Origin of the sequence: Desulfonatronum thiosulfatophilum (genome assembly GCF_900104215.1) — a bacterium.
GTDB classification, from domain to species: domain Bacteria; phylum Desulfobacterota; class Desulfovibrionia; order Desulfovibrionales; family Desulfonatronaceae; genus Desulfonatronum; species Desulfonatronum thiosulfatophilum.
Map to the genome: position 1 here is coordinate 182,173 of NZ_FMXO01000001.1, position 25,553 is coordinate 207,725.

41 protein-coding genes are annotated in these 25,553 nt (G+C 60.0%); all 41 read left to right on the forward strand.

Features of this window, described 5'->3' with window-relative positions; genetic code table 11:
• The first annotated feature begins 32 nt into the window (after nt 1-32).
• The 41 genes from BLP93_RS00750 (at nt 33) to BLP93_RS00945 (ending at nt 25,541) form a co-directional block, all read left to right on the forward strand.
• Nucleotides 33-782 (forward strand): AAA family ATPase, encoded by a 750-nt coding sequence (locus tag BLP93_RS00750; protein WP_092116218.1) that lies wholly within the window; start codon nt 33-35, stop codon nt 780-782.
• Complete coding sequence (locus BLP93_RS00755; protein ID WP_092116220.1) at nt 782-1,342, forward strand: hypothetical protein; 561 nt, start codon at nt 782-784, stop codon at nt 1,340-1,342. Before BLP93_RS00750 ends, BLP93_RS00755 begins: the two co-directional genes overlap by 1 nt.
• Nucleotides 1,339-1,683, forward strand: coding sequence for a hypothetical protein (locus BLP93_RS00760; protein WP_092116222.1), 345 nt, complete (start codon nt 1,339-1,341; stop codon nt 1,681-1,683). Before BLP93_RS00755 ends, BLP93_RS00760 begins: the two co-directional genes overlap by 4 nt.
• A complete protein-coding gene (locus BLP93_RS00765) occupies nt 1,680-2,117 on the forward strand; it encodes a gp16 family protein (RefSeq protein WP_092116224.1) in 438 nt (145 codons plus the stop codon). Before BLP93_RS00760 ends, BLP93_RS00765 begins: the two co-directional genes overlap by 4 nt.
• The gene (locus BLP93_RS00770) at nt 2,114-2,491 is read left to right on the forward strand and encodes a hypothetical protein (RefSeq protein WP_092116226.1); all 378 of its coding nucleotides are present in this window, start codon (nt 2,114-2,116) and stop codon (nt 2,489-2,491) included. Before BLP93_RS00765 ends, BLP93_RS00770 begins: the two co-directional genes overlap by 4 nt.
• Nucleotides 2,492-2,526: 35 nt before the next feature.
• A complete protein-coding gene (locus BLP93_RS00775; RefSeq protein ID WP_092116228.1) occupies nt 2,527-2,766 on the forward strand; it encodes a hypothetical protein in 240 nt (79 codons plus the stop codon).
• Nucleotides 2,760-3,179 carry a hypothetical protein gene (locus BLP93_RS00780; protein ID WP_092116230.1) on the forward strand — a complete coding sequence of 140 codons (420 nt, stop codon included), beginning with the start codon at nt 2,760-2,762 and terminating at the stop codon, nt 3,177-3,179. Before BLP93_RS00775 ends, BLP93_RS00780 begins: the two co-directional genes overlap by 7 nt.
• On the forward strand, nt 3,176-3,676 hold the full coding sequence (locus BLP93_RS00785; RefSeq protein WP_092116232.1) for a host-nuclease inhibitor Gam family protein: 501 nt from the start codon (nt 3,176-3,178) through the stop codon (nt 3,674-3,676). Before BLP93_RS00780 ends, BLP93_RS00785 begins: the two co-directional genes overlap by 4 nt.
• Nucleotides 3,669-3,887: a hypothetical protein gene (locus BLP93_RS00790; RefSeq protein ID WP_092116234.1), complete on the forward strand. Its 219-nt coding sequence runs from the start codon at nt 3,669-3,671 to the stop codon at nt 3,885-3,887. The genes BLP93_RS00785 and BLP93_RS00790 overlap by 8 nt, the downstream gene beginning before the upstream one ends.
• A gap of 379 nt (nt 3,888-4,266) precedes the next feature.
• Nucleotides 4,267-4,851: a helix-turn-helix domain-containing protein gene (locus BLP93_RS00795; protein WP_092116236.1), complete on the forward strand. Its 585-nt coding sequence runs from the start codon at nt 4,267-4,269 to the stop codon at nt 4,849-4,851.
• Nucleotides 4,848-5,036, forward strand: coding sequence for a hypothetical protein (locus BLP93_RS00800; RefSeq protein WP_092116238.1), 189 nt, complete (start codon nt 4,848-4,850; stop codon nt 5,034-5,036). Before BLP93_RS00795 ends, BLP93_RS00800 begins: the two co-directional genes overlap by 4 nt.
• On the forward strand, nt 5,033-5,308 hold the full coding sequence (locus BLP93_RS00805; protein ID WP_092116240.1) for a hypothetical protein: 276 nt from the start codon (nt 5,033-5,035) through the stop codon (nt 5,306-5,308). Before BLP93_RS00800 ends, BLP93_RS00805 begins: the two co-directional genes overlap by 4 nt.
• Nucleotides 5,305-5,565, forward strand: a complete 261-nt coding sequence (locus BLP93_RS00810; RefSeq protein ID WP_092116242.1) for a hypothetical protein — start codon at nt 5,305-5,307, stop codon at nt 5,563-5,565. The genes BLP93_RS00805 and BLP93_RS00810 overlap by 4 nt, the downstream gene beginning before the upstream one ends.
• On the forward strand, nt 5,562-5,762 hold the full coding sequence (locus tag BLP93_RS00815) for a hypothetical protein (protein WP_092116244.1): 201 nt from the start codon (nt 5,562-5,564) through the stop codon (nt 5,760-5,762). Before BLP93_RS00810 ends, BLP93_RS00815 begins: the two co-directional genes overlap by 4 nt.
• Complete coding sequence (locus tag BLP93_RS00820) at nt 5,741-6,334, forward strand: hypothetical protein (protein WP_092116246.1); 594 nt, start codon at nt 5,741-5,743, stop codon at nt 6,332-6,334. The genes BLP93_RS00815 and BLP93_RS00820 overlap by 22 nt, the downstream gene beginning before the upstream one ends.
• The gene (locus BLP93_RS00825; RefSeq protein ID WP_092116248.1) at nt 6,321-6,539 is read left to right on the forward strand and encodes a hypothetical protein; all 219 of its coding nucleotides are present in this window, start codon (nt 6,321-6,323) and stop codon (nt 6,537-6,539) included. The genes BLP93_RS00820 and BLP93_RS00825 overlap by 14 nt, the downstream gene beginning before the upstream one ends.
• Nucleotides 6,530-6,736: a hypothetical protein gene (locus BLP93_RS00830; protein WP_092116249.1), complete on the forward strand. Its 207-nt coding sequence runs from the start codon at nt 6,530-6,532 to the stop codon at nt 6,734-6,736. Before BLP93_RS00825 ends, BLP93_RS00830 begins: the two co-directional genes overlap by 10 nt.
• Complete coding sequence (locus BLP93_RS00835) at nt 6,729-6,926, forward strand: hypothetical protein (RefSeq protein ID WP_092116251.1); 198 nt, start codon at nt 6,729-6,731, stop codon at nt 6,924-6,926. The genes BLP93_RS00830 and BLP93_RS00835 overlap by 8 nt, the downstream gene beginning before the upstream one ends.
• Before the next feature lie 72 nt (nt 6,927-6,998).
• Complete coding sequence (locus BLP93_RS00840; protein WP_092116253.1) at nt 6,999-7,562, forward strand: hypothetical protein; 564 nt, start codon at nt 6,999-7,001, stop codon at nt 7,560-7,562.
• Between the two features lie 71 nt (nt 7,563-7,633).
• A complete protein-coding gene (locus BLP93_RS00845) occupies nt 7,634-7,885 on the forward strand; it encodes a hypothetical protein (protein ID WP_092116255.1) in 252 nt (83 codons plus the stop codon).
• A gap of 2 nt (nt 7,886-7,887) precedes the next feature.
• The gene (locus BLP93_RS16855; protein WP_153304269.1) at nt 7,888-8,061 is read left to right on the forward strand and encodes a hypothetical protein; all 174 of its coding nucleotides are present in this window, start codon (nt 7,888-7,890) and stop codon (nt 8,059-8,061) included.
• Nucleotides 8,058-8,642 carry a glycoside hydrolase family 108 protein gene (locus BLP93_RS00850; RefSeq protein ID WP_092116257.1) on the forward strand — a complete coding sequence of 195 codons (585 nt, stop codon included), beginning with the start codon at nt 8,058-8,060 and terminating at the stop codon, nt 8,640-8,642. Before BLP93_RS16855 ends, BLP93_RS00850 begins: the two co-directional genes overlap by 4 nt.
• Complete coding sequence (locus BLP93_RS00855) at nt 8,643-8,867, forward strand: TraR/DksA C4-type zinc finger protein (RefSeq protein ID WP_092116259.1); 225 nt, start codon at nt 8,643-8,645, stop codon at nt 8,865-8,867.
• Nucleotides 8,868-8,878: 11 nt separating this feature from the next.
• On the forward strand, nt 8,879-9,241 hold the full coding sequence (locus BLP93_RS00860) for a hypothetical protein (RefSeq protein WP_139162871.1): 363 nt from the start codon (nt 8,879-8,881) through the stop codon (nt 9,239-9,241).
• Entirely contained in the window at nt 9,238-9,537 is a 300-nt protein-coding gene (locus tag BLP93_RS00865; protein ID WP_092116263.1) for a VpaChn25_0724 family phage protein, read from the forward strand. Before BLP93_RS00860 ends, BLP93_RS00865 begins: the two co-directional genes overlap by 4 nt.
• Nucleotides 9,538-9,539: 2 nt before the next feature.
• Entirely contained in the window at nt 9,540-10,100 is a 561-nt protein-coding gene (locus tag BLP93_RS00870; RefSeq protein WP_092116265.1) for a DUF3486 family protein, read from the forward strand.
• Complete coding sequence (locus tag BLP93_RS00875) at nt 10,100-11,488, forward strand: phage terminase large subunit family protein (RefSeq protein WP_092116267.1); 1,389 nt, start codon at nt 10,100-10,102, stop codon at nt 11,486-11,488. The genes BLP93_RS00870 and BLP93_RS00875 overlap by 1 nt, the downstream gene beginning before the upstream one ends.
• A complete protein-coding gene (locus tag BLP93_RS00880; RefSeq protein ID WP_161946140.1) occupies nt 11,485-12,978 on the forward strand; it encodes a phage portal protein family protein in 1,494 nt (497 codons plus the stop codon). The genes BLP93_RS00875 and BLP93_RS00880 overlap by 4 nt, the downstream gene beginning before the upstream one ends.
• Entirely contained in the window at nt 12,975-13,685 is a 711-nt protein-coding gene (locus BLP93_RS00885) for a phage head morphogenesis protein (RefSeq protein ID WP_161946141.1), read from the forward strand. The genes BLP93_RS00880 and BLP93_RS00885 overlap by 4 nt, the downstream gene beginning before the upstream one ends.
• Nucleotides 13,686-14,132 carry a phage virion morphogenesis protein gene (locus tag BLP93_RS00890; protein ID WP_092116271.1) on the forward strand — a complete coding sequence of 149 codons (447 nt, stop codon included), beginning with the start codon at nt 13,686-13,688 and terminating at the stop codon, nt 14,130-14,132.
• Nucleotides 14,129-15,034 carry a phage protease gene (locus BLP93_RS00895; protein ID WP_092116273.1) on the forward strand — a complete coding sequence of 302 codons (906 nt, stop codon included), beginning with the start codon at nt 14,129-14,131 and terminating at the stop codon, nt 15,032-15,034. The genes BLP93_RS00890 and BLP93_RS00895 overlap by 4 nt, the downstream gene beginning before the upstream one ends.
• A gap of 97 nt (nt 15,035-15,131) precedes the next feature.
• Nucleotides 15,132-15,740: a hypothetical protein gene (locus BLP93_RS00900; RefSeq protein ID WP_092116275.1), complete on the forward strand. Its 609-nt coding sequence runs from the start codon at nt 15,132-15,134 to the stop codon at nt 15,738-15,740.
• Nucleotides 15,741-15,788: 48 nt separating this feature from the next.
• Entirely contained in the window at nt 15,789-16,772 is a 984-nt protein-coding gene (locus tag BLP93_RS00905; RefSeq protein ID WP_092116277.1) for a major capsid protein, read from the forward strand.
• Nucleotides 16,773-16,833: 61 nt separating this feature from the next.
• Nucleotides 16,834-17,322, forward strand: coding sequence for a phage protein Gp36 family protein (locus tag BLP93_RS00910; protein WP_092116279.1), 489 nt, complete (start codon nt 16,834-16,836; stop codon nt 17,320-17,322).
• Nucleotides 17,322-17,750, forward strand: coding sequence for a Gp37 family protein (locus tag BLP93_RS00915; RefSeq protein ID WP_092116281.1), 429 nt, complete (start codon nt 17,322-17,324; stop codon nt 17,748-17,750). The genes BLP93_RS00910 and BLP93_RS00915 overlap by 1 nt, the downstream gene beginning before the upstream one ends.
• A 22-nt stretch (nt 17,751-17,772) precedes the next feature.
• On the forward strand, nt 17,773-18,969 hold the full coding sequence (locus BLP93_RS00920) for a phage tail tube protein (protein WP_092116283.1): 1,197 nt from the start codon (nt 17,773-17,775) through the stop codon (nt 18,967-18,969).
• Between the two features lie 13 nt (nt 18,970-18,982).
• Nucleotides 18,983-19,483 carry a hypothetical protein gene (locus BLP93_RS00925; protein WP_092116285.1) on the forward strand — a complete coding sequence of 167 codons (501 nt, stop codon included), beginning with the start codon at nt 18,983-18,985 and terminating at the stop codon, nt 19,481-19,483.
• A gap of 162 nt (nt 19,484-19,645) precedes the next feature.
• On the forward strand, nt 19,646-23,089 hold the full coding sequence (locus tag BLP93_RS00930) for a phage tail tape measure family protein (RefSeq protein ID WP_092116287.1): 3,444 nt from the start codon (nt 19,646-19,648) through the stop codon (nt 23,087-23,089).
• Nucleotides 23,089-24,069 carry a hypothetical protein gene (locus BLP93_RS00935; protein ID WP_092116289.1) on the forward strand — a complete coding sequence of 327 codons (981 nt, stop codon included), beginning with the start codon at nt 23,089-23,091 and terminating at the stop codon, nt 24,067-24,069. Before BLP93_RS00930 ends, BLP93_RS00935 begins: the two co-directional genes overlap by 1 nt.
• Before the next feature lie 9 nt (nt 24,070-24,078).
• Nucleotides 24,079-24,906, forward strand: a complete 828-nt coding sequence (locus BLP93_RS00940) for a hypothetical protein (protein WP_092116291.1) — start codon at nt 24,079-24,081, stop codon at nt 24,904-24,906.
• A gap of 11 nt (nt 24,907-24,917) precedes the next feature.
• Entirely contained in the window at nt 24,918-25,541 is a 624-nt protein-coding gene (locus BLP93_RS00945) for a hypothetical protein (protein ID WP_139162872.1), read from the forward strand.
• The last annotated feature ends 12 nt before the right edge of the window (nt 25,542-25,553 follow it).

The following is a 25,553-nucleotide window of genomic DNA, read 5'->3' on the forward strand; positions in this document are numbered from 1 at the left end:
ACCTCAACTGACAGAAGAAAGGAGGATATGAAATGAGGAAGGCATTCGTCAAGACAGAGAATTACGGCCGCTTCGTCGCTTCGGTGCGCCAGGTGGAGCAGCGCGGAGCCGCCGAGGCCGGGCTGATGCTGGTGCATGGCCTGCCGGGTTTGGGCAAGAGCCACGTCGCGGACCGTTGGGCCGTGGAGACCGGAGCCGTGTATCTGCGGGCAAAAGTGGACTGGACCCCGCGCTATTTCATGCGGGATCTGGCTCACGAGTTGCGCACCGTGGACCCAACCGGCACCAGCCAGCAGCTCTTTACCCGGCTCTCCGAGCATCTGGCCCGCACCCAGCAGGCACTGGTGATCGATGAGGCGGAATTCACTCTGGCCCAGGGTGCGAAGACCCTGGAGAAGATCCGCGACCTGAGCGACTTCGCCGAAGTGGTCGTGGTCCTGATCGGCATGGAGCGCATTCAAAAGATGATCGCCAAGCACGGCCAGATTCATAGCCGGATCGCCCAGGCCGTGGAGTTCACTCCGGTCACGCTGGATGACGTCCGGTTCGCCTGCTCAGTGCTCTCCGAGGTGCCCATTGCCGACGACCTGGCCGGCGAGGTGCACCGGCTTTCGAACGGCCGGATGCGCGAAGTGTTGAACATCATTTCCACGGTGGAGCGTGTGGCCATCGCCAACAGCATGGCCACGGCGAATCTTGAAGCGTTTTCGGGCATGGCGCTGTCCTTCGACTGGCAGAGCCGGAAGCAAAAGGTTGTCCGTGCCGTCAACGGAGGCAAGTGATGGGCAAGTGGCGAGGCCGGAGAATCCTGGAAATGCTGGCCAATGGGCTCATGACCATTCGCGGCCTGGATGCGATGTTCGACGCGCCGGACGGCGGCGTGCGGTGCACCTGCCGGGCGCTGGCCCGGCGGGGGCTGCTAAGCATCAGCGAGGGCGTCTGCGAGATCACCGAGCAGGGCCGGATCTGGCTGCGGAGCGGTCAGAAAGTCGCCGGTCCAGTCCGGGCCCAGACCACCAGGGCCACGACGTTGCGGGCCAGAGCATGGCGGGCCATGCGCCTGAAGCGCAAATTCTCGGTTGATGATCTGCTCTCCTTGGTAGCCGACGGCACGGAGAAAGACGCCGTCAGGGATTTGCAGCGGTACATCCGGACCCTGGAAGACGCCGGGTATCTGGTCCGGATGCGATCCGGACAATGGATGCTCCCCCTTGAGCGGGACACCGGCCCGGAAGCGCCCACCTGGAACAGCCAGACCAGGATGGTCAAGGACGGCAACACCGGAGCAATGGTCAAGGTTGCACCAAGATTGAGAAAAACAACCCAAAGGAGCGAGTCATGAAACGTATCACAAGGATGTTGGCAGGCGCAGCGATTGGCTTGGCGATGGTGGCCGGCGAGGCGATGGCGGATGACGTGCGGCAGCGTTGCGAGCAAAGCTGGCCCCGTGACTACCGAATGCAGAAGCACTGCATAGACCGGCAAGCGGACGCAATGCGTAGCCTGCGGGTTTACCTGGAGAATCACGGGATACTTGAAGACCTGGAATGCGGCCAGGGGGTTTACGAAAACATATTCTGTGACTGCAGCATCAATTGGATTGACGAATACGGCGCCGACTTTGTGATGTTGAACCACTGCGTCCAGCAGCAGCTCAAGGCGTACCGGGAGCTGAACCCATGAAAAACGCAAACGGACGCAAGGGCCTGCTGGCCCAGATCCACATAGGCCGGAAGGCCCTGGGGCTGGATGACGATTCGTACCGGGACATGCTGGAAGCGGCCACGGGCAAACGGAGTTGTGCGGATATGCGGCTTGGTGAGCTGGTCAGCATTTGCATGCGACTTGAGAAAATAGCCCTGGCTCAGGGCGTGGAGCTGAGCAAGCCGAAGCACCCGGGTAAGCCTGCGAACATGGATACGGACGGCAAGGGGCCATTGCTGGGCAAGATCGAGGCGTTGCTTGCCGAGGGCAAGCGCCCCTGGTCGTACGCTCACGGCATCGCCAAGCGGATGTACGGCTCTGAGCGGGTGGAATGGCTGACCTCCAGGCAACTTGGGAGCGTGGTCACGGCGCTGGTGAAGGCCCAACAGAAGCGCAAGGAGGCAGCGGCATGAGAAACGAACAGTGCAATATCAGCTGCGCGTGCGGCTATCAGGATGAGTGGGAGCAGTTCGCGGTGGTGCCCGGCCTCTTCCGCTGTCCGGAGTGCAAACGAGAATGGCGGCTTTCCCTGGAGGATGGCGAGGCAGCGAGCAAAACCCGCCCCTGCCCGTTCTGCGGGGATGCCTATGAATACGAGGCCAAACTCAGCAATGGGAAAACGTACATCCGCAAAACATGCGGCAAAACCCCCTGCTTGCAGGCTCAGGCCTACCAGACCAGGCAGGAATCGAATGCCGGGAAGATGAGCCCGGCCCAGGCGAGAATTTTCGCCGGGATGCAGGCGGAAATGGGGAAGTTTCAACATGCGGGCATGTGTCCGGTATGAGCTAAGACGCTAAGATAAAACAAGGAGATAAGACGATGGTCAATACGAAAATTAAAAGCGTGCATCACGCACTGGGCGAGTTGGCTGGCCGGGTTCCGGAGTTGGAATGGGGGATGGTGCGGCTTTGCCGGGAGGTCCTGGAGGATTGTGCGGAACAGGTTGAGAATATGGAACGGGAGTGGAGCCCGGCGGCGCGGCTGGAGACGTTGGAGGTCTGCGCCGGGGGGTGCTTATGCAGAGAAAAAGGCGAACAGGTGGAGGCTCAGACATGCTGAACGCGAATCCAAAGACACCGGAAGCCGAGCTGGAGTTGATGAAGCTCAAGGGGCGGCTCAAGGACGTGATTGTCCAGCATCCCGGACCAGGCCGCGCGATCTCGATGGTTGATCTGTATCGCCGGGTATTCGGCAAGGAGCCAAAAACCAAGATCAACGGCACCCGCCAGCTGCGAGACCTGATCACCCTGGTGCAGCGGGAGGGCTTCCCTATCGGGACAAGCCAGAGCAGTTCCGGCGGTGGTTACTACCTCCTGGTGGCCGGGTCCGACCTGGAGGGATTTATCCGCAAGGAAAAGACGAAGGCCCTGAAGATTCTGGCCAAAATCGCGGCGATCAAGAGGACCAATCTGCCGCTGCTGCTGAATGAAATCCAGCTCAGCCTCACTGCTGACATTCCGGGGGAATCATGAGCGCAAGAAAGAAGCTGCCCAGCCCTGCCCATGCGCGGGCCGATGAGCTGCTGCGCGTGGCCGCGGCGCTGAAAACTCGGCTGGAAGAGGAAAAGGACCGCTACGATGCCGAAACGCGACAGGTGAAGGAGCGATTCACTGAGCTGGTCGCGCCCACAGTGGCGAGGTTGAAGGAGACCGAGAAGGAGATCGAGGCGCTGGCGACGCGGCATCAGGTGGATCTGTTCGGCACGCCGGACAAGGACCAGGCTGCCGCCGGGGTGCGCTGCGGGCTGCCCTCCGGCTCCCTGATCCTGACCGTGCGCCAGGTGGTCCGCAAGGCGAAGGCCGTGACCGTGGAAGCGTTGAAGGGGCTGGGATGGCTCGATGGGGTGCGGGTGGAAGAGAGCGTGGCCTGGGACAAGATCGAGGGCTGGACCGATGAGCGACTGGCCGTGATCGGCACGGAAAGGAAGGACAAAGCGAGCATCACCTGGGAGGCAATACGCCATGAGTAACCAGGCGAAGATAGGGGGAATACTTAAACCGGGAACGCTATTTTACCGGGAGTATAAGGGCGAAATCACAGACTATTACGGGAACTACTATGTGCTCTCGATCGCGAACATGAGCACCCCGGTTGTGCGCTCATTACAGACCGGGAAATATTTTGCCTTGCCATTTCATGATATTGTGAAGTTGGCTCAAGAGGCCGGAATAGATGAATAAATAAGTGCGGGGCTGAAAATTTGTGCCCGAGACCGTGGCAGGGGCCGGGAAATCGGCATGGTGTCCGAGAGTATCGGCCCTACTGGAAAAGCCCCTGGCCGGGGTGAAAACGGCTAAACACCTCCTTTGATGGGGCTCCGCGAGCGGGAAACCGCTCGCGGGGTTCAATTTAATGGGGTGAACAATCAACAGACAGGAGGAAAAAGGGATGTCCAATCTCGGATGGCAACGGATGCAAGCTGCGGGATCGGATTTTGTACTCGGCCAGGATTCACGCAGAAGAGCGCGTGGCCCTGATCGGCATACTGGACGCCCAGGGAGCCGGGCCGGCCAAGAAGGCGCTGCAGAGGTTGGAGCGGGAGTTTCGGAGGCCCGGAGCATGAAGCCGGCAAAGTATGTGATAACTCCCGAGGCTCACGAGCAAATCCGGCGCGTGTATCAGAGCGATACAGGGGCCGGACAGGTGCGGGATCTGGCTCGGCGGCTGCACCTGCCCAGGTGGAAGGTGAGCCGGTACGCCTTGCATCAGGGCTGGGTGGCCAAGCAGCCGAAAGAGCCGAACTGGTCGGATGCTGAACTGTCGTATCTGCAACGGGTTGCCCATCTGCATCCGGAGGTGATCCAACGGAAAATGAAGGCGAACGGCTACAAGCGGAGCGTGAACGGCATTGTCTTGAAGCTCCGCAGGACCCGGATGCTCAAGAACCTGGAAGGGATGTCCGCCCGGTCCGTGGCCTTGTGTCTGGGTGTGGACGATAAGCATATCCGCCGACTGATCGACTCCGGGCGGCTGAAGGCGACACGCCGGGGCACGGCCCGGACCGAGGCCCAGGGCGGCGACCAGTGGTGGATCAAGGAGCAGGATGTTCGGGCCTATATCCTGGAATATCTGCCCGAGGTCGACCTGAGAAAGGCGGACAAGTACTGGCTGGTGGACCTCCTGGCCCACGGCGAGGCGGCATGACCCATGCCCAAGCCCGCGAAATGGGCGTGTGCGCGGCCAAGTGCTGCGCCTGGGCCGCGCCGAGAAAAGCCTGCATGGCTGCGCTGTTTCCAATGCCAGGCAAAGACCCAAAAACATGCCCTGCTCCCGCGGATTTGATGGAAAGATGGTTGCTGGAGATGGGGTTGAAGAAGGAGGCGGCATGAAGAACTGGAAGATTGATGAAGCGGGAAAGGCAGTGATTTTTCTATTTGAAATGGAAGGCGTTGCTGAGAACGAAAATGGTGAGCCAGAAAACTCTGCCGTTGCAATCAAAGTGGAATATAAAACCAGGCTCCCGGAAGAGCATAGATTGTTGGCCCTTTCGAGAAAGTTCGTTGAGCGGGGCCTGCCAGGCATGGAAGGTTATCCGCTGCGCCCGATAACCGAAGGAGAATATGCGCAGTATGATGATGAGGATGACGAGGAGGCGGCATGAGCCTGGATGTCTATGTTATCTCGGCCTCCTTGATCGGGATTGGTTTCTTTCTGGGGTCTACCTGGGAGGTGTTCCAGGCGCGGAGAGAGCGAAAGAATGAAGTGAAAGGTCGCTTGAAGATCCTGGTCCCCATGAATCAACCGGCGTCTTCGGAAATAATGCGCATCCTGGCCGAGTTGCACGGGGCTATCGAATCGAATGATCGGGCAAGAAAGACGGAAGCGATCGAGGCCGATGGGCCGAGGAGGTTGCAGTGAGCGACATCAAGAAGCGGATGCCCGTGATCATCCGCAAGCTGGATGCGGCGGTGGATGCGCTGGAGGAATTGATCCATCTGACGTGGGACAAGGATTATGATGTACCAGCCAATGATTCGCGGCAGAAGCTGCGGACGGATTTGCTGGAATATTCGGATTATCTGGAGAAGGCTGAATGGTGGAAAAAATGCGCCTAGTCTGCCCCTCCTGCGGAGCGAGTTGCAGCGCCGAGGCGTGGGGGAACGACGCGAAGGCGCGGGACGTGTTGGCTGTGATTGCCGGGCTGGAGCGTCCGGCTCTGGTCGTGCGTTATCTTGGGCTGTTTCGCCCTGCGAATCGGGGCCTGGCCTGGGACCGGGCCGGGGCGCTGGTGGAGGAGCTGCGGAGCCTGCTGGGGCTGTCGGAACTGTCCTGGCGGGCCGGGCGGCCCCTGCTGGTCCGGCCTGGGCTTTGGTATTCGGCGATGGAGATCCTGATCGAGAAAGAAGGCGTGGGCAAGCTGACCAGACCTATCCAGAATCATAACCTGCTGAAGGCCGTGGCCTATGACCTGGCCGGAAAACAGGAGGCCGGGCAAGAACGGGAGAAGGAAGAGAAATTGCGGTATCGGGCGGATGCCGGCCGGACCGTTGGCACGGGTGCGCACAGGCCGGAAGCCCTTGTCGTTAAAGGGCCTCAACCTGAATCTCCGGACATCGAATCGGTTGGGGCGGGAGTGCGGGGGCTGCTGCAGAAACTGAGGGAGAATAGAGCCAATGAAAACCGATGAACAACGGATCGTGGAGAATCGGGACATGGCGGCGCTGATGTCAGGATTGACGGCGATGTATCACCGCCCGGACGCAAAGGCCCTGCTCCGCCATGCCCGACGCACGTCCTGGAAACGCGGCCTGGCGGTCATCTCGGCCCATATCGGCGGGGATGTGTGGATGGAGTTTGTTGATGAAATGCGGGGGGATGTTGCATGGCCGTAGATAAGCAGGATCACACATGGACCGATAGGCCCGTTTGCCCGCATTGCGGGCATGTGGTGCGGGATGACAGCGAGATGTTCGAGGATCTGGAAGGTTTCGACGACTTCGACTGCCCACAGTGCGGGCTGGAGTATCGCTGCCGAAGAAATGTCGTGTTCCGCTACAGCACGAGGGTTCCGGAGGCGACGGATGCGTAGACTCTTCGGCATGAAGGAGATCAGCAAATACATGGGGCGGAGTGAAGAGACGCTGCAAGTCTACCGGCGGCGGCTGGGGCTCCCCATCGTGAAAATCGTGGGGACCTGGGAGGCGGATGTGGAGGACTTGGAAAAGTGGCGACTTCGGCAGGCCGAAAAACACGTAAAGCCAGTCCCAGACCGTGAATAATGCGAGAAATTTGGAATATTTAGGCCCTGTATTCGCTGGAATACAGGGCTTTTTTCGTGTTATGCACTGAGCATGGAAACGCCAAAAACGTATAAAGAAATTCGGCCCCTGTTGCGTACCGGCGATTGCGTGCTCTGGCAGTCGCGCGGGCTGGTCCCGTGGATCATCCAGCGGTTCACCGCGTACAGCCACGCGGCTTTGGTCGTCCGATTGGATGAGTATTGCGGCCTGAAGGACAGGATTTTTCTGGTGGAGGCCGTGAGCAAGGGCCTGGTGCTCTCGCTGTTGTCCGGGCGGATTCCCGCAACCGGCAAAGGGCGGGCCTTCATTTTTCAGCCTCGCACCCTCTACGGCTACTCCCAGGACAAGATCCGCTCTGATGCCCTGACGGCCACCGCAAGGGGCGTCGGTTACGATTTCAAGGGCTTGTTCGCCAACGTCTTTGGTCGCGTTTCCACTGACGCCAAGCGCTATTTCTGCAGTGAGGTCGTCTGGCGGAAATGGGACATGGCCGGGGTGCTCCGCTACGACAACCTGACCGAATCCGGCCAAGCCGCGTTGAAGGCGGGGCAGGCTCCCAGGCCGGGGGATTTGCCTTTGTGGGTAAACGGTACGGCACGGGAAATCGTTAAATAGTATCAACCCCATACTGAAGCGGCGGCGTTCCGTTCTCGGACGCGGAACGCCGCCCGAATACAAGGAGAATCATGCTCGACAATCTAAAAACTCAACTGACCCTGGCCGCCCTGGCTGCGAAAACTTTGGGCGTGGATTTTCTGGATGTGACCGGTGAACAGGTCACCGAGACCGTCAGCGCTCTGATTAGTCTGGGGCTGGTGGTTGCTGCCGGCGTGTTCCGATACCTGGGCACGCAACGCGAAAAGCGCCTAAGGGAAGGCCTGGAGTGGGCTGAGCGCCATGCTCGTCTGTTGGAGCGCCAAATACGCAAGGAGAATTGATCATGCGCGTAATTCTGTTTCTCATAATCCTGACTCTTGCCGGGTGCTCCGGCACATTCAGCTTTGATGGAAACTGGGGTGACAGGCAAAACGTCGGCGCCGACGCGCTGGGTGAGGGGCTGACCCATGAAACGCGGCCAGAGGATTCCGCTCCGGACGGCGGAGACGACGAATGACTTGGTTTGAGAATGCCTACGCGGAATTGATGCCCGTGGAGGGCGGCTACGCTGATCAGCCGGCGGATCGCGGCGGCGAGACCTACCGAGGAATATCCCGCGTGCATCATCCGGAATGGCGAGGCTGGGCGATCATCGACGAAGCAAAGAGCCGGTGTGTCGCCGATTTCCCTAGATGTCTCGACCAGGACCCGTTTCTACAGTCTCAAGTACGTGGGTTCTATCTCCGTGAATACTGGGAGAAAATGCGATGTGACGAGCTGGGCAGCTACGTGGTGGCCCGGCGCGTGTTCGACATGGCCGTGAACCAGGGGCGGAAGACGACCAGGCGCAATCTGCAGGAGGCGCTGAACATCCTGGGCCGGCCCGGCTGGTATGAGCCGCTGGCGCTGGACGGGATTTTTGGGCCGCGGTCCATGAGCGCCCTGGTGATCTTCCTGGTCCGCGAGCCGCGCCCACGTGCGGAGCGCATCCTGGAGCGTCTGTTGGCCCTGTATCAAGGACGTATCTACATCGAAATCCTGCGCTCCGACGTAACCCAGCGCCAATTTGCCCGCGGCTGGGTGGAGAGGACCGTCTAGATGCCCGACATCGCTGACGACGCCCAATCGGCTGAGGAGATGTTTCTCCGTGAGGCAATGGCTCGGAGGACGGTAGCAGGCAACGCGGAGTCCCGGACCCACTGCCTGGACTGTGATGATCGCATTCCGGAAATGCGGCGGAAGCTGGTGGCTGGGTGCCTGCGGTGCGTGGACTGCCAGACGGCGCACGAGGTTGAACGATTCGAGGAGGGATATCCGCTGTGATGGATGTTGCCATGAAATTTGTGCCCGTGGTCGTCCTTATTGTGCAGGTGCTCATGGGTTGGGGACTTTGGAGTCTCGGAAGAAAATTTATGCCTCGTGAGGAGTGTGAGCGCTGCCGAGCTGAGCTGGAGGTGAAGCTGCAAGAGGAGTCCCAGCGCACCAATGTGTTGGACAAGGCTCAGGAAGTGTTCCGGGCCGAATGTTCTTCCCTGCCGACGAAGGCCGATCTGGGAGATATTTACGACCGGATTAACTCCGTGAATCTCCGGATTGGCTCGGTGGATACGCAAGTCGCAGCCCTGGGCGGCGAAATGAGAGCCCAGCGACGAACGCTGGACATGATCAATCAACACCTGATGCGAGGTGAGGGATGAGCAAATACGCGGCCCTGGTCAACGAGAACCGACGTCTGGAGATTCTGCGAGTCCTGGCTCAGGACCCCGGTTACCAGCTCAATGAGCGGCTGATACAGGACGCCCTGGGACTGGTCGGAATCGCCTCCAGCGTGGATCAGGTCCGGTCCGCCGGGGCCTGGCTGCGGGAACAGGGTCTGGCCGAGATCGAGGAGCTGTCCGGGATCTATCTCATTCGAGCCACCCGGCGCGGCCTAGACGTGGCCGAGGGCCGGGCCGTGGTGCCCGGCGTGGCCAGGCCTCTTCCGGAAGCATAAAAATGGAACATAAAAAGCGACAACAATCCTCCATCGATCGCCTGCCCGAGGATATCCGGGAGCAGCTGCAGGAACTACTGCGTGATCCTCGCGTGACCCAGCTGGACGCCACGGCGCGTATCAACGCCATCCTGGAGGAACAGGGCCAGGAGCCGCTGAGCAAGAGCGCCGTCAACCGGTATGCGGTCAAGATGGAAGCCGTCGGCGCGAAGCTGCGGCAAAGCCGCGAAGTCGCGCGGATGTGGATCGGGCGGCTGGGCGCGGAGCCCCAGGGCGAGGTTGGCAAGCTGCTGAATGAGATGGTCCGGACGTTGGCGTTCGAAGCCGTGGTGGAGATGTCCGAGGGGAGCGAGGCCGTGGAGCCGCGCATGATCCGGGATTTGGCCGTGGCGATTGAGAAGCTGGAGAAAGCGGCCAGCGAAAACGTGAAGCGTGAAGAGGAGATCCGGAAAAAGGCGTTGGAAGAAGCTGGGGACCGGGTGGCGAAGCTCGCCAAGAAAGGCGGACTATCCGAGGAGACCGTCCGTGAGATCCGGGAGCGGATCATGGGAGTTGCATCCTGATGGGCAATGCCAGGATCAAGCCCGCGAACCCGAAGGCCCTGCTGTTGGCGTATCAGGCCAAGTGGGTTGCGGATACTGCCCGCCTGAAGCTCATGGAGAAAAGCCGACAGATCGGCATTTCCTGGGGCACGGCCTACGCCGGGACCGAACGCACGGCCCAGGCCGGGGCGCGGTTTGATCAGTGGGTATCCAGCCGGGACGATTTGCAGGCCCGGCTTTTCATTGAAGATTGCAAGATGTGGGCGCAGGTCCTGGGGCTGGCCGCCGAGGACCTGGGCGAGAAGGTTATCGACGAAGACAAGAAGATTTCAGCCTATGTCCTCAGTTTCGCAAGCGGAAAGCGCATTCATTCGATGAGTAGCAACCCGGACGCCCAGGCGGGCAAGCGAGGTGGCCGCATATTGGACGAATTCGCTTTGCATCCGGATCCTCGAAAACTCTGGTCCATCGCCTACCCGGGCATCACCTGGGGCGGAAACATGGAGCTGATCTCGACTCACAGGGGCAGCAACAACTTTTTCAACGGTCTGATCCGAGAGGTCCGCGAAGGCGGGAACCCCAAGAAGATCAGCCTGCACCGGGTTACGCTGCAAGACGCCCTGGACCAGGGCTTTCTGCACCGGCTGCAACAGTCCATCTCTCCGGAAGATCCGATTCAGGAGATGGATGAGGCCGAGTACTATGATTTCGTGCGCTCCGGCTGCGCGGATGAAGAGTCGTTCCAGCAGGAATACATGTGTCATCCCGCGGATGATGACGTGGCGTTCCTGGAGTACGACCTCATTGCGGCCTGTGAATACCCGGCGGACGCCAAATGGCAACAGCCCCAGGGCGGCAGGCTTTATGCCGGGATCGACATTGGGCGCAAGAAAGACCTGACGGTGCTCTGGGTGGTCGAGCTGCTGGGAGACGTGCTCTACACCAGGCACGTGGAGTGTCTGAGAAACATGCCCAAAGGCGAACAGGAAAAGGCCCTCTGGCCGTGGATCGAGCGTTGCGACCGGACCGCCATTGACGCCACGGGCCTGGGGATCGGCTGGGCCGATGACGCCCAGGCCAAGTTCGGCGAATACCGGGTCGAGGCCGTGACGTTCACCTCGCGTTCCAAGGAGGCCCTGGCCTATCCGCTGCGGGGCAAGATGGAAGATCGGCAACTGCGAATCCCCTACGACAGGGAAATACGCGCCGACCTGCGTAGCGTGACCAAGCAGACCACCGCGGCCGGGAACATCCGATTCACGGCGGAGCGCACCCCGGACGGGCACGCGGACCGGTTCTGGGCGTTGGCTCTGGCCGTGAGCGCAGCCAGTTGCGAGGTTTACGAATGGGACCCCGTTTCCACGGGCGAACGCATGTCCAGGCAAATTACCAGGGGTTACGGATTATGATTTGGGACTGGATCAAAGATTTTGCGAGTCCGGGCGCGGCTCGACGCGAGGAGTTGTTGGCCGAGGTCGCCACCAGGGAGTCAACGGGATCGATGGACCTAGCCGGATGGCTGGGAGCGTTTCCGGACCCTGATCCGGTGTTGCGCAAGCGCGGCGACGACACAGGAGTGTTGGCGGACCTGCTGGGCGATGAGCAAGTGACGATGGCCGTGCAGCAGCGCAAGCTCGGAACGCTTCTGAAGAACGATTACGTGATCCGGGCCGGGAGCGCCGGTGCAGGCGCCGAGCCAACGGACGGGGCCGAGCGACTGCGGAAAATGTTTTTGGAGGACCTGGAGCGGATCGATCTCTACAACCTGACGTCGGAGATCCTGGACGCCCCGTATTTCGGCTACACGGTGGCCGAGCTGTACTGGGAGTCCCGAGGCGGCGTCCTGCGGCTCAAGGACGTAGTTTGCAAGCCCCGGGATTGGTTCGGCTTCGCGGGCCGCAGTAAGGTCGTTTTTCGGTCAATGGAAGGTGATCGGGAGATCCCGGAATTCAAGTTTCTCCTGGCTCGCCACTTCCCGACCTACGAAAACCCCTACGGTCTGCGGCTGCTCTCCAGGTGTTTATGGCCCGTGGCGTTCAAGCGCGGGGGCGTGCAATTCTGGATGGACTTCTGCGAGCGCTACGGCATGCCCTGGACCCTGGCCACGGCTCCGGCGGGCATGGAGCGGACCCAGCGCCGGGAGATGGCCCAGGATTTGGCCTCAATGGTCCGTGATGCCGTGGCCGTATTGCCCAGCGGCGCTGATGTGAAGCTGGAGCAGGCCCAGGGCAAGGGTGAAGTTCACCAGGCGATGGTCCGGCACTGGGATAACGCGATCAGCAAGGTTCTGATCGGCCAGACCCTGACCAGCGATCTCTCCGGCGTCGGCGCGCGGGCGGCTTCCGAAACTCACTATTCAGTCTTGCAGGACTACCGGGCCGCTGATCAGCGCATGGTGTCGACGTTTTTCACGGACCTGGGATGGATCTACGGCGAGATCAACGCCCCCGGCGAATATACCCCGGTGTGGGAGTACGTAGACCCCGACGACCTGGACGCCGAAGCGGACCGGGCCGGTAGGCTGCATACGGCCGGGGTCCGATTCCGAAAGACGTATTTCGAGCGGCGCTTCGGGCTGTCCGAGGATGAATTCGAGATGCAGGAAGCCGGGGCAGTCAGCGGGCTGGACTTCGCCGCGAATTTCTCAAGTGGTGTGCAAAAACGTTCACGCCAGGATGAAGTTGACCGCCTGGCCGAAGCCGGAGCGCGAAAGGTCCAGCCCGGGCTGGATGGATTGGCCCAGCAACTCTTGGCCATTGTCGAGCAGGCCGAGAGCCCGGAGGAGCTGGAACTTTTGTTGATGAAAGAATTTTCGGACTTCTCCGACGATGAAATGACCGAGGCTCTGCGACAGGCCCTTGTAGCCGCGGACCTGTACGGCAGATGGGCGGCCAGGTGAGCACGGTAAGGCCTTTCTCCCTGCCCATGCGGCAGGCTCTTAAGTACTGGGCCGCAAAAATCGTCCTGGACGCGGACGACTTCTACCGTTTGGCCGAGGATCTGCGAGGCCGGGCGTTCACTGTTGGCGCACTGGCCAGGGCAAACATGGTGAACGATGTCTATTCGAGCCTGGGGCGCGCGCTGGAGCAAGGCTCCAGCTTTGGCGAGTGGAAAAAGTCGATCGCGGACGTAATCCAGGCCAGTGGATGGGACAGGCGGCGAGCCGAGTTGATTTTTCGAACAAATGTTCAGTCCGCTTTTCAAGCTGGACGCTGGAAGCAAATGCAAGCCGTGAAGCGAGCCCGCCCCTACTGGCGCTATGTGTCCGTGCAGGACGCGAGGACCAGACCGAGCCATGCCGCTCTGCACGGCAAAGTGTTTCATGCGGATGATACGTTTTGGGATACGTTCTATCCCCCGAACGGCTACCAGTGCCGATGTACAGTCCAGACCCTTTCTGAGCGCCAGGTGGAGCAATACGGCTACGAGGTCGACGCGGGAATCCCTGGCCCTACGTTGGTTACAGACCCGCGTACGGGCATGGAAACGGTGATCAGTCCTTTTCCGGACCGGGGATGGGAGACAAACCAGGCGAAAGAAGCATGGACGGCGGACCTGAGCAAGTATCCGGATTGGATGCGGGAGAGACTGGAGCAGGTGGTTTAAATGGCCGGAGCCGGGATAGATATCAAGCTCGACGGGCTGGAAGACGTCCAGGAGATGCTTCAGGGGATCGCCCGGCGCAATGCCGACCTGACCCCAGCGATGGAAGGCATTGGCGAGGTGCTAGTCTCGCAGATCCAGCGTTCGTTTGAAGCTGGGACTGCACCTGGTGGGGGCGCGTGGCCGCCGTCCATTCGAGCGCGACGCGAAGGCGGACAGACCCTTGTGCTGAGCTCAATACTGAAGAATTCGATCAATTATCAGGCTGGGCCGAGCCAAGTGAGCGCGGGCACAAACAAGGTCTATGCGGCGATTCACAATTACGGCGGCCAAGCCGGTCGGGGCCGAAAGACGAAAATCCCGGCCCGTACATTCATTCCGGGCCAAGAGTCAGTGGATTGGCCGGAGATCCGTAACGTGCTGGAAAGTTACCTGATGGAGGGGCAATGAGCTGGATCAATATCGCTCGGGTTGGGAAGTTCCGGGCCATGAACGGAGAGGACGTGGATCTGACGCCGGAGCGTCTGGACAAGATCGCCAGCAGCTACGATCCGGCCAAGCGTCAGGCCCCGCTGGTTTTCGGGCATCCGGAGACCAACGGCCCGGCGTTCGGCTGGGCTGACCAGGTGCGCCGGGTCGGGGACGTGTTGCAGGCGAAGCTGGGGAACGTGTCGGATCAGGTGCGCCGGGTCGTTGAACAGGGGCTGTACCGGTACGTCTCCATGAGCCTGTTCCCGGATGGAGGCCTGCGCCACATCGGGCTGCTGGGTGCGACGCCGCCGGCCATCGACGGATTAGGTGAAGTGAGTTTCGCGGATGAAGCGGGAATGACCATCAATTTTTCTAAACCTACGGAGGAAGACGACGTGGAACTGAAAGAAGCATTGGCAAAGATCGCCGCTCTGGAAGCGGAGATTCAGAGGCTGAAGGGCAATAGTGAATTCGCCGCTCAGTTGGAAGAGGCAAAAACGGCTCTTAAAGCCGCCCAAACCGCCCTTGCCGATGAGAGGTCCGCAAAAGAGGCCTTGGGCGCGGAATTCGCCTTGTTTCAGGGCAAGGTGGAGGGCGCGAATCGGGAATCGAGGTTCGGAAAGCTCGTGGCCGAGGGGAAGGCACTTCCCGGCGACAAGAAGAACGTCCTGGCGTTTGCGGCCTCTCTGGCCAAGGACACCGAGACCACATTGGATTTCGCCGCCGGCGACAAGACCGAGAAGGTCGGAGCGGAAGAGGCGTTTTGGCGAGACCTGGAAGCGAGGCCGGGCCGGGATCTGAGCGGCGATTTCGCCAGCCCGGAGCAGGCGCGTAAAGACAACGGCTCTGAAACTCCGGCTGACCTGACCAGCCGGGTGTAGGCGATTGGCAATAGGCGATAGGCTTGACCCATAGCCCATTGCCCATAGCCCCTAGCCTCCAACCCACAGCCACCAAACAAAAGAGAGGAGAAAGAACATGGCAATCAAGGGAAAGATCGGAGATTTCTCGTACAACGATGAACGCGCCCGGGGCGGGAATCATCCTGCGGTGATCATGTCCGGGCTGTTTGCCCTGGCCCTCGTCCTGCTGCCCGTCGGGCTGCTCCTGGCCCGCGGCTTGGACGGCAAGCTGACCTCCTGGCTTAAGGCCATGACCGGGGTGCTCGGGGAGGGGGATGGAACGGAGAAGACGTTCGTCTTCGACCTGAAAGGCCCCATCGTGCCGGGCACGCTGGTCATTGACGACGGAGTGGAGGCATTCACCGACGATGGTTTCGGGACGTTGACCGGCGACGGCGCAACCACTCCGGGGACCGGGAAAATTGACTACCGGACCGGAAAAGGCACGGTCACGTTCAAAACCGCACCGTTGGCGGAAGCCGACATAGAGGCGACCTGGGAGCCTGTCCCAGTTGGCGTGCTGGATGAGGACCTGGACACGGATCGCAGTACCAGCGGCCTGTATATTCGCCACGGATCGGTCCGCAAGGATGTGCTCAAGGTGCCCGCTGACGCCGGCGGATACGAAGCCCCGGCCGCGGCCATGCTCAAAACCCTGGAAGATGCCGGGATCTACCCGGAATAAGACAACCCCGGAAAATACCGGATCTATCCGAAATAAGGAGCAACAAACATGCTGAATATTGCAGGACTCTTTACGCGTGAAACGATCATCCGCCACCTGGCGGCCCTGCCGCCGTTGAAGACCGTGGTCATGGACACGATTTTCACGGACCGGCCCCAGATTCACACCGCGATGGTTTCCACGTCGGATATACTGGCGACCGTCCATGCGCTGCCGTTTGTGCGCCGCGGCGCTCCGTCGGTCCCGGCTACAAAAGAGCAGGGAAGCTGGGCTTGGTACGAGCCGCTGGCCGCACGTCCAAACGTCATGGTCACCGGCGCGGACCTGAACAACCTCAAGCTGATGGGCCAGGGTGGGAAGGAAGATTGGGCGCGTGGCCGGACCGACCACCTGCGCCGTGGCATCCGGAAGACGGCGGAGGCCGTGTGTATGCAGGCCCTCTCCGGGCGCGTTCAGTGGCCCGTGCAACTGGAAGGCGGCGGATGGGACATCTTCGATGTCGATTTCGGCGCTATCCTCTCCTTGAATGTCGCCGCGGCGGCCAAGTGGGATCACGCAGACTGCAAGCTGGCCGACATCTTTGAGACGCTGACGGACATGCAGGAAGCCATTGAGGAGCATGGATACGGTTCCACGGCGGAGATTTGGGCGGGCAAGACGGCGTACAACAAGCTGTTCATCAAGGCCGAGGCCAGCGAGACCACGGCAAAGATCCGCGTCGAGCTGACGGATCAGGGGATCAATATCGGCGGGTTCCTCATCAAACGCCGCGCCGAAAAGTACCGCAACCCGCAGACCGGTGTGATGACGCCCGCCGTCCCGGACAAGGAAGTCCGGATGATCGCCACGGATGCCGGGCACCGGATGCCCTACTGCGCCGTGGACGATCTGGACGCGAACCTGATGGCCATGCCCATGTTCGTGAAGCCCATCGAGATCAAAGATCCGAGCGGGTACAAGCTGGTGGGCGAATCCAAGCCCTTCCCGATCCCGAACGTTAAAGGGATCTGCAAGGCGCTGGTGGTAGCGTAACTGAAGTAATCTCGCAGGGGCATGGCAGCGCCGTGCCCCTGCTTAACAATGGACGAACCTAATGCCCTACTCGCAAATTTCGGACCTGACCGCCCTGCTCCCTTCCCGTGAAATCCTCCAGCTGGCCGATGACATTGGCGGGCTGAATGATGCGGATCTGCTGGCCGCCGCCGGGGTTGGCGGGGATGGCCTAACGGGAGACCAGGCCGCGTTACGCAAGGTGTTGATGGACGCCATCAGTCAGGCGGACCGGGAGATTGACGGCCATGTCGGGCTGGTGCGGGCCGTGCCTTTGGCTGCCCCGCCCGGGTTGGTCAGCAACATGAGCGCCCGCCTGGCGATCGCCAACCTTTTTAACCGGCGGCCGCATATCGACCCCGGTCCGTGGCGCGATGTCCAGGCCGGGATTCGGCGCACTCTGGACAAAATAGGCGAGGGCAAGCTCAGCCTGGGTGCTGAGCCTGGCAAAACGTCCCAGCCCGAGGCCCAGGGCGTGGACGTGATCGCGCCGGCTCGTATTTTCGGGCCTGGAGAGTGGCGGAGGTATTGATGGGCGTCATTTCGGAAATTGAAGACCAGATCTTGAAAATTTTGAGGGCAGACGATCTGCACGCCGGCGTTAAGATCGGAAGCCTGCCCCTGGGGCGCAACTCCGAGCGGATTTTCACGTTCGGCCGGGCCGCGGTGTGGGTCTGTTACGCGGGGTCCCGGTACGGCAAGCCGCAAACCACGTCGCTGCACGTCCAGAGCCGGTCAATGCGCTGGAGCGTGCTGGTCCTCGCCCTGAACTACCGTGGCGACGTCGAGGCCGCTGACGACGCTCTGCCGCTCCTGGAGGCGGTGATTGACTCCCTCGCAGGAGAAGAGGTTGGGGGAAACAGGCTGAGCCTGGAAACGGATGGGCTGATTGAGACCGGGAAGCCGGGCATAGTCGGCTATGAGGCAATGTTCGCCCTGGATGCGTATCTGAGGCGATAACATATTTACGGAGGAACGACTGATGGCAAATTACAAACTGACCAGGCGGACTGTGGTCCTGGCCGCCCTGGAAAGCAGCTATGCCGATCCGGCCACGGCAATCACCGCGGCAAATGGGCTGCTGTGCAATATGGCGCCGGAAATTAGCGCCGAAGGCGAGCGAATCGAGCGAGATCCGGTCCGTGATACTCTCTCGCCTATCGGTCACGTTATCGGGGCCAAACAGGTCCCCATTAACCTGACAGTCGAGGCCAAAGGCGGCGGCGTCGTGGCCAGTGCCGTGGCAGCTCCGGAATATGAGCAATTTCTGTTGTCCTGCGGCCTGGTCAGGGAGGATCTGGCCCGGCTGACGCTGGACGGCAGCTCTGCCGGGTTCCTGGTCGGCGAAATCGTGAAAAAAGACCTGGCCGAGGTGGAAGGGCGAATTTTGCAGATCATTCCGGAGGTCTCCGGCACTGGTGATGATGCCCGGCCCGCGGAATTGATCGTGTTGCAGCTGTCCGGACAATTTGCGGATACAGACACGTTCAAGGGCTTGACCTCAGACACAAGCGGGATTCTCGACGGGAATCCGGGAACGGCTATTGGCTACAGGCCCGAGTCCAGCCCGGCACTGCACAAGAGCACGTTGGTCTATTTTTTCCGGGACGGCATCCTGCATAAGTGCCCCGGCTGGCGGGGCACGCTCAGCCTGAATATCCAGAGCGGACAGATCCCGAGCATCAATTTCCAGGGCCGCGGGCTGTGGAGTGATCCGGCTGATGAGACAATGCCCACACCGGCCATGCTGGATCTGGTGCCGCCTACGGCTCGAGCCCTGGGAGCACGGATCGCAGGGCACACCCCGGTATTCCAGGGCCTGTCTTTGGAGCTGCGAAATGAAATTACTCCGAGGCGGGATTTGAATGCCCCCGAGGGGATTATTGGTTTCAACATCACCAATCGCAATCCAGGCGGTTCCATCGACCCCGAGGTCTCTGCGCTGGCCGGATTCAATCCGTGGGAGGCGTGGAAGACCGCCACGCCCGGGCTGTTGCACGCCACCATAGGCCATGAGATGGGCAACAGGATCGGGCTATACGTCCCCAAGGCTCTGTACGACTCGGTTTCTTATGGCGATCGGGACGGCACGGTCACGTATGATCTGCCCTTCACCGCCCGGGCTGACGATCTCGGACTGGGCGGCGGGGACGATGAATTTTGGATGATTTATTCCTAACCGGAGGCTTCAAATGCGCGAATTGGTAGCAGATAGAAACATCATAGAGATCCGCGACACCATCGGCGGCTGCGTTCACGAAATCTATTTCAGAGTGCCCACAACCAAGGAACGCGCCCGGTACAATGCCGGGCGTTTTTACAGGGACGGAAAAAAAATAGTCGACCGGACATTTGTCCAGAACATCGAGTATGGTCTGGCCATTATGGTCGGATTCCGAAAAGGGACATTCGGAATTGATGGCAAAGCCTTTTCTGCCGACAAGTCCGATCCGGACTATCGGGAGGACTGGAAAGAGCTGCTGAGAAAGGCCGCTCCGGAGATCGCGGCGGCTGTGGGGGGTACTGTCCTGGGCGGAGTAGAAATGGTCAGGCTGCCGTCGGCAGAGGATCTGGAAGACCTCGAATTAACTGTGGAGGAATATGAGCCTGTGGGGGAGTCCTCAAGCGGTACAGATCAGCCTGTACCGAGCGAAAACGAACTGATTGTGAAAAGCACAACGGAAAATGGCTAGAGCAGGCATGTGCCGCATGTCCGGACAAGGATGTCCGCAGATCAGTGTGGGTGGAACATCTGCTCTGGATCTACAACCTTCAGGAGGCCGGTTTCCCCTGGAGGGCAAACGATCTGGACCTGACTGTATGGGAAGACCTGTCCCGGCTGAGGTTTGATTTAAATGAGCCAAAATAGAGTCCAGATAACCATCACTGCTGATGGCCGAGAGGCGCGGCAAGCTCTCGCAGGGGTGCGCGGGGAGTTGAGCGGCCTGGAACAGACCGGTGAACAGACCGGATCCAGGATGCGCAATCTGTCTGTGAGTGTCGGCGAAACGGTCAAGTCCGTGGCCAAACTGGGAGCCGTTGCAGCAGCTGCAGCAGTTGGTGGGCTGTACGCGCTCAACCGGGTCCGCGAGCGGGCTGTTGAGTTGGCGGACATCCAGGATGTCGCCGAGAACAAGTTGCAGGCTGTACTCACTGCCACGGGCCACTCCGCGGGCTTCACACATGGTGAGCTGGTGGCGCTGGCTGGGACGTATCAGCGTCTGACCACCGTTGGCGACGAAGTGATCATCAACGGCATGGCTATCCTCGGCACCTTTAAGAATATCCGGGGCGAAGGCTTTGAACGGGCCACGATGGCTGCCCTGGATATGAGCCGGGCGATGGGGCAGGATCTTAATTCGTCTATCCAGCAGATAGGCCGCGCCCTAAATGATCCTGTCTCCAGCCTGGGGGCTCTCTCACGTGCCGGGGTGCAGTTCACCGAAGAACAGCGCGAAATGATCAAGGTCCTCTGGGAGAGCGGAGACGCCGCCGGGGCTCAAGCGGTCATTCTGGAGGAACTTGAGGGCCAGTTCGGCGGTGCGGCAGCGGCGGCCCGGAATACCTACTCGGGGATGCGAGAGGCAGCGGCAAACGCGTACGGCGATATGTGGGAACAGCTGGGCTTCGTGATCACGCGAAACCAGTTTTTCATCGACCTGATGGGGCTGGCGGAAAAACAGTTCATAAGCTGGGGCGGCAAGATCGAAGACAATCGCGACATGCTGATGGAGCTGGCCAAGTCCGGCGTCCTGTCAGTGGTGGACGCCCTCGACCTAGTGCTGAGGACTGTCGGCTTTGTGCATACCAGCTGGCTGAATCTGCGATTGGCGACTCAAACATTCGTGGCTGTGACAGTTGAGGGGCTGCATCAGCTGTTCGGCATGTTGCGCACATTGCTGGTCCCCTTTGAAGCCCTCATGGAAATTCCGGTCCGCTTAGGGCGCATGGATTATAATCCACTGACATCAGCCCTGGAAGCAGTCAATCGCGAATTACTTGTCCAACGTACGCTCTACGACGGCGCGGCCCAGGAGATCGCTGATGCCGTTTTCGCTGCGGAACAGCGTTATGATTCTTGGGGAAGAAAGATCAGAGACGTGCGCGGCGAGATTGCTGCTATCCCGGTTGAGCAGGCTAAGGCGACAGAAAAACAAGTTATAGATCTTGGGCTGTTGGAAGATGCTGTTGATGCCGTGGCCGAAGCCAGGAAAAAAGAGGCTGAGAAAGCCAAAGCCCTGGCGAAGGAGATAGAGAAGAGCGAGCAGGACAAAAAGCGGTTGCTGGAGAAGTTTAGCCAAGATTACACGAAGCTTTTCACTGACCGTTATGAATTTGAGCGCCGGGGGATAATAGCGCAGGCAAAAGCCTATGAGCTGGCCGGGGCTGATGCGGTGAAGGTGGCAAGGTGGCGTGATGCTGAGCTGAAAAAGATCAATACTCAGGAGACTGCGGAGCGGAAAAAGGCGGCTGAGGAACAGATCAGAGTCCACGCTGAGGCCCAGCGCCGAATGATCATGTCGTCAGATCAATTTTTCGCAGGGTTCCGGGTTGGTTTGAGGGATCTGCTCAAAGAGCAGCACACCTGGGGCCAGGCCGGATACGATGTGTTTCGAAGGTTTTCCTCGGACTCTAGCCGCGTTGTCTCCGACACGCTTTTTAACGGCATCCGGGGTGACATGGACGGCCTCGGGCGGTCCTGGGACACGTTTTGGAAATCCATGCTCCGGACCATGACCGATGCCGTAGCCAAAATGGCCACCCAGTGGGCAGCGAGCAAGCTGGTTGATTTCGGCGCCAACATGCTGGACGGCATGCTGTCATTCCACACTGGGACCGTGGAAATCAAGCAGGATGAGTTGTTGGCCAAGCTGCAAAAAGGCGAAATGGTCATCCCGAGGCAACAGGCCGAGGCCATCAGGGCGGCCGTCGGCAGTGGAGGCATGAGCCGGGATACGTTTTTCGGCGAGGTTCAGGGGCGTGTTGAGGGCCTTTCTCGGGGGGCCAGAGCAGCCGACTTCATGGGGGTCCGTGACCCGAATATCAGCGGCATGGTAATGGGCAGGATGCAGTCTTCCGTTTTGGGAGGCCTGGCCGCGGCCGCCAAGAACTACGCTTCTACCATGTCTATGGCCAATCAGTTGCAGAGCGTCGGCCTCAATATAGATATGTCCGCCGCTCGATCGATGGCCAGAGATGTGGCCGTTCAGGGGGCGGTATCGTCTATCGCTACCGGCATGACCGCCGGTCTGTTCGGCGATATTGCATCGTATAGCCTTGGCGTTGAAGAATACCAGCCATATTCGAAGGTTGCCGTCTCCGCCCTGGCTGCATTGACCGGATTCTCCGGGTTGGGCCTCGGAATAATGGCCGGGGCGCTGTCCCCTATGGTGAGCATGGCAATCAGCGGGATAGCTGACCTACTCGGCGTTCGTGCAAACGAGACCTACCGTGACGCATTGGAGGACCAGTACGGAGAGATCGCAGGGCGCGGCATGTATGCGTCTATCGACCGGATGTCTAAAAGCTACGGAATTTCGAATTTTGTCAAAGAGATAACCGAGGAAGGGCCTCGCGGAAGGCTCGCTATGGGCCTGGTTGAGCGTGCCCAAGCCATAGCCACAAACCCCGATACCCAGCTGAGAAATCATGTAAGCCACATGGCCAAGACATACGGCAAGAGCTTTACGGACGCGGTCAAGGCTCAGGGGAGCTTAGCCGTCTCCGCAGCGCTCGCCGCGGATGTTCTGGCCTCTCCCAGTTTTTACTCCTACGCCACACGAGGCTGGGCCGCACAGGTGGGGTCTCAATACGGCTCAGACGGTCCCGGGGGAGCTGACTTTGGCGGGTATTCTCCTGGAGGCCCTGATGCGCATGGCGGGCGCAGCCAGGGGCTGGGCACTTCTGGGGGCTGGGGCAACTCTCCCCACGGGAACCCCGGCGGATTTGGGGGCGGTGGCCCCAGCTCCGGCACCAGTGGAGGCCGTGACAGCGGAGGGCGCGGAGTCGCGGGCGGCGGAGGCAGCAGTATTGGCCGACGCATAGGCGGCGATGTGCTCCCTGGCCATATGTACCGCATCAACGAAGCCGGGGATGAAATGTTCATGCCCAGCCAGGGGGGGCGCATCCTGACAGCAGAGCAGACCAGGGAAATGTTGGACACGCTCAAAACAATATCCGCCGGCCGGGTTGATGAGTCCCTGGGACGTGCGCTGTATGTCATAGCCAAGCACATACGCCGGACCGAACGGATCATGGACAGGTGGGACCAAGACGGCCTGCCGGGGGTAAGAGTCTGATGGAAGTGATTATACCCAAAAAAATAAACCTGCTCTCGACAAATTTGGCAGCGGAAAGTCTGCCGGAATATGATCCTGATGCGACCTATAGCGTTGGGCAAAAAGTAGTCGTCTCCCTCGAAGACGACGGAGTCACGCCGCGCACTCCTCACATAGTTTTCGAGAGCAAGCGAAGCGCGAATCAAGGAAACTATCCCCCGGAAAATCTGGAAAAATTCAAAGATGAACCACAGGAGGGAGTGGCGGATAAAGATCTTGTCTACGCCCCCTGGTGGGCAGAGGTTGGAGCCACAAATCAGTGGAAGATGTTTGATCGATTCGTGAACTCTCAAAGCGTCGGGGAGCTGGGCCAGCCAATCGAAATTGAAATTGACGCGTCCAGCTGTGACGGCCTTGCCATGTTCGCGCTGGACGGCGACCGCGTCGAGATAGAGCTTACCAATCTATCCACAGGCACCGTGGAAGTGGAAAAGGACGTGGATCTAAGGCTGGATATGTCCACGTCCTGGTGGGAATATTTTTTTCTGCCCTATGAGTGGAGAAATGACCTGCTGTTACGGTTTCCAGTGTGGTTCAATGCCAAAATACTGGTCCGCATACATCCTAATCCATCCAGCCGGGCAAAGGTTGGTCAGGTGATTGTCGGGCAGTCTAGGTATATCGGCATGACTCAGTTTGGGGCCAGCGTTGGAATTCAAGATTTTAGCCGGAAAGAGACCGATGAGGACGGCCTGACTACTCTCAAGCAGGGAAACTGGGCTAAGCGTATGTCTCTGGATCTGGAAGTTGACTCCGGCTCCGTGGATGCGGTCCAGCGGATTTTTGCCGGCATGCGCGGGATCCCGGTGGTTATTCAGGGCAATAATAGTGATTCAGGATACGAGTCCCTGCTGGCCTATGGATTCGTACGCGAATTTGACCTGGTCATTCCTGGACCTGCTTACAGCCGGTGTGCTCTCGATGTCTCCGGGCTCATTTAAGGAGGAAAAATGCAATTTATCGAACAGAAAATAACCAAGCTGCCCACGGCTCCGTCTCGCAAAGATCCCAAAAGTGAGTTTGATCCGAAAGCAGATGATTTTCTTTCCGCCCTGGTCATCCTGAGCGCCCAGCTTGGTTTGTGGACTGACCAGGTCAACCTCCAGTCCACGGACTGGAACAACCGCTATTACGCTGCAGATTCGGAGCTGACGTTATTGCGCGGAGAGGTGAATTCAGCGCGATTGGGGCGGAGCAGCCTGGCGGCGTCGATGCAGGAAATGAATGAGCGAGTGCAGCATATCGTCGAGGTGCAAAACGCCATCACGATGGGTCAGGTTGCCGTGAGCGTGGGCCGCTTGCCCTCGCCCAACGACGATGTCTATCCGCCAGGTTACACGTGGATTTATCCGGGCACAGATGATTTCTGGGTCTGTGTCGGGGTGGCCCCCGGCGCGGCCAGGTGGCGACGGTCCGACGGACAGCTGACCAGGCGGTTGGTCAAGCCTGTTGTGCAAATGTTGGGCTCGGCAGCGACGTTTGATGATGTTGTGATCGATGGACACTTCGATTCACAGGCTTCAGAGGTCGAATGGGACGCCACGGGGAGTCCGAGCGTGATCAGCGGCGATTTGTCCGGTTCGGATAGCCCAACCATCACCCTGCGGTGGGCTGCCTCGGGAAACTATACTGTACGGGCCAGGGTGCGCGGGGATGGCAATGTGTTGCACCATTCATTTTGGAGCGATGTGCGGACGATTTTGGTCGGGCCATCTATCTATTGCGGCAGTGGCGCTTATTGCGGCGACGGCAGTTATGCCGGGACCATGATTCTATAATGGAGGGACCGATGAGAGGATTTCCGAGGATTATACAGACACGGACGGATATGGAGCGGATGCTGGCCGCGTATCCGGAGCAGGCAGCGGAGTACCTGCGCCGGCTGCTCGATGAGAGGATGCATTTCGATGACCAGGGCAACTGGGTGGAAAACCCCGACTCCGCGCTGGCCGCGATGGGGATATCCACGGTCGAGGCTATCGCCTGGATCGGCGGTGGATATACAGATCCGCCCGCGCCCGTGGAGCCGGAGCCGGATATGGTGGCGCTGATCGCTCAGGCGCGGCGCGGCTGGGAGTTACGCTGTCAGGATTTCGTGCTGCGCAAGGACGGTGGGGACCGGTACGCACCGCACCATGACACGGCCATGATAGAGGTGATGCTGAGCGTCCTCTCCACGCCGGAGCAGGACCGTACGCCGGAGATGCTGGCCGCGCTGGACCTCGTGAATCAGGTCAGGGCCTGGAAACTACAGGTGAATGGCCAGTATTTGGCCACTGCGGCGGCCGTCGGCCATGCCCAAAGCCCCGGCGAGATCCAGGCAGCCCTGGACGCCGGAGAAACGGCCCTGACGGCGCTGGACGCGGCAGACCCCGGCGTTTCCCTGGCGGATCTGTATCCGCCGCAACAATAAGGAGAATCGTTG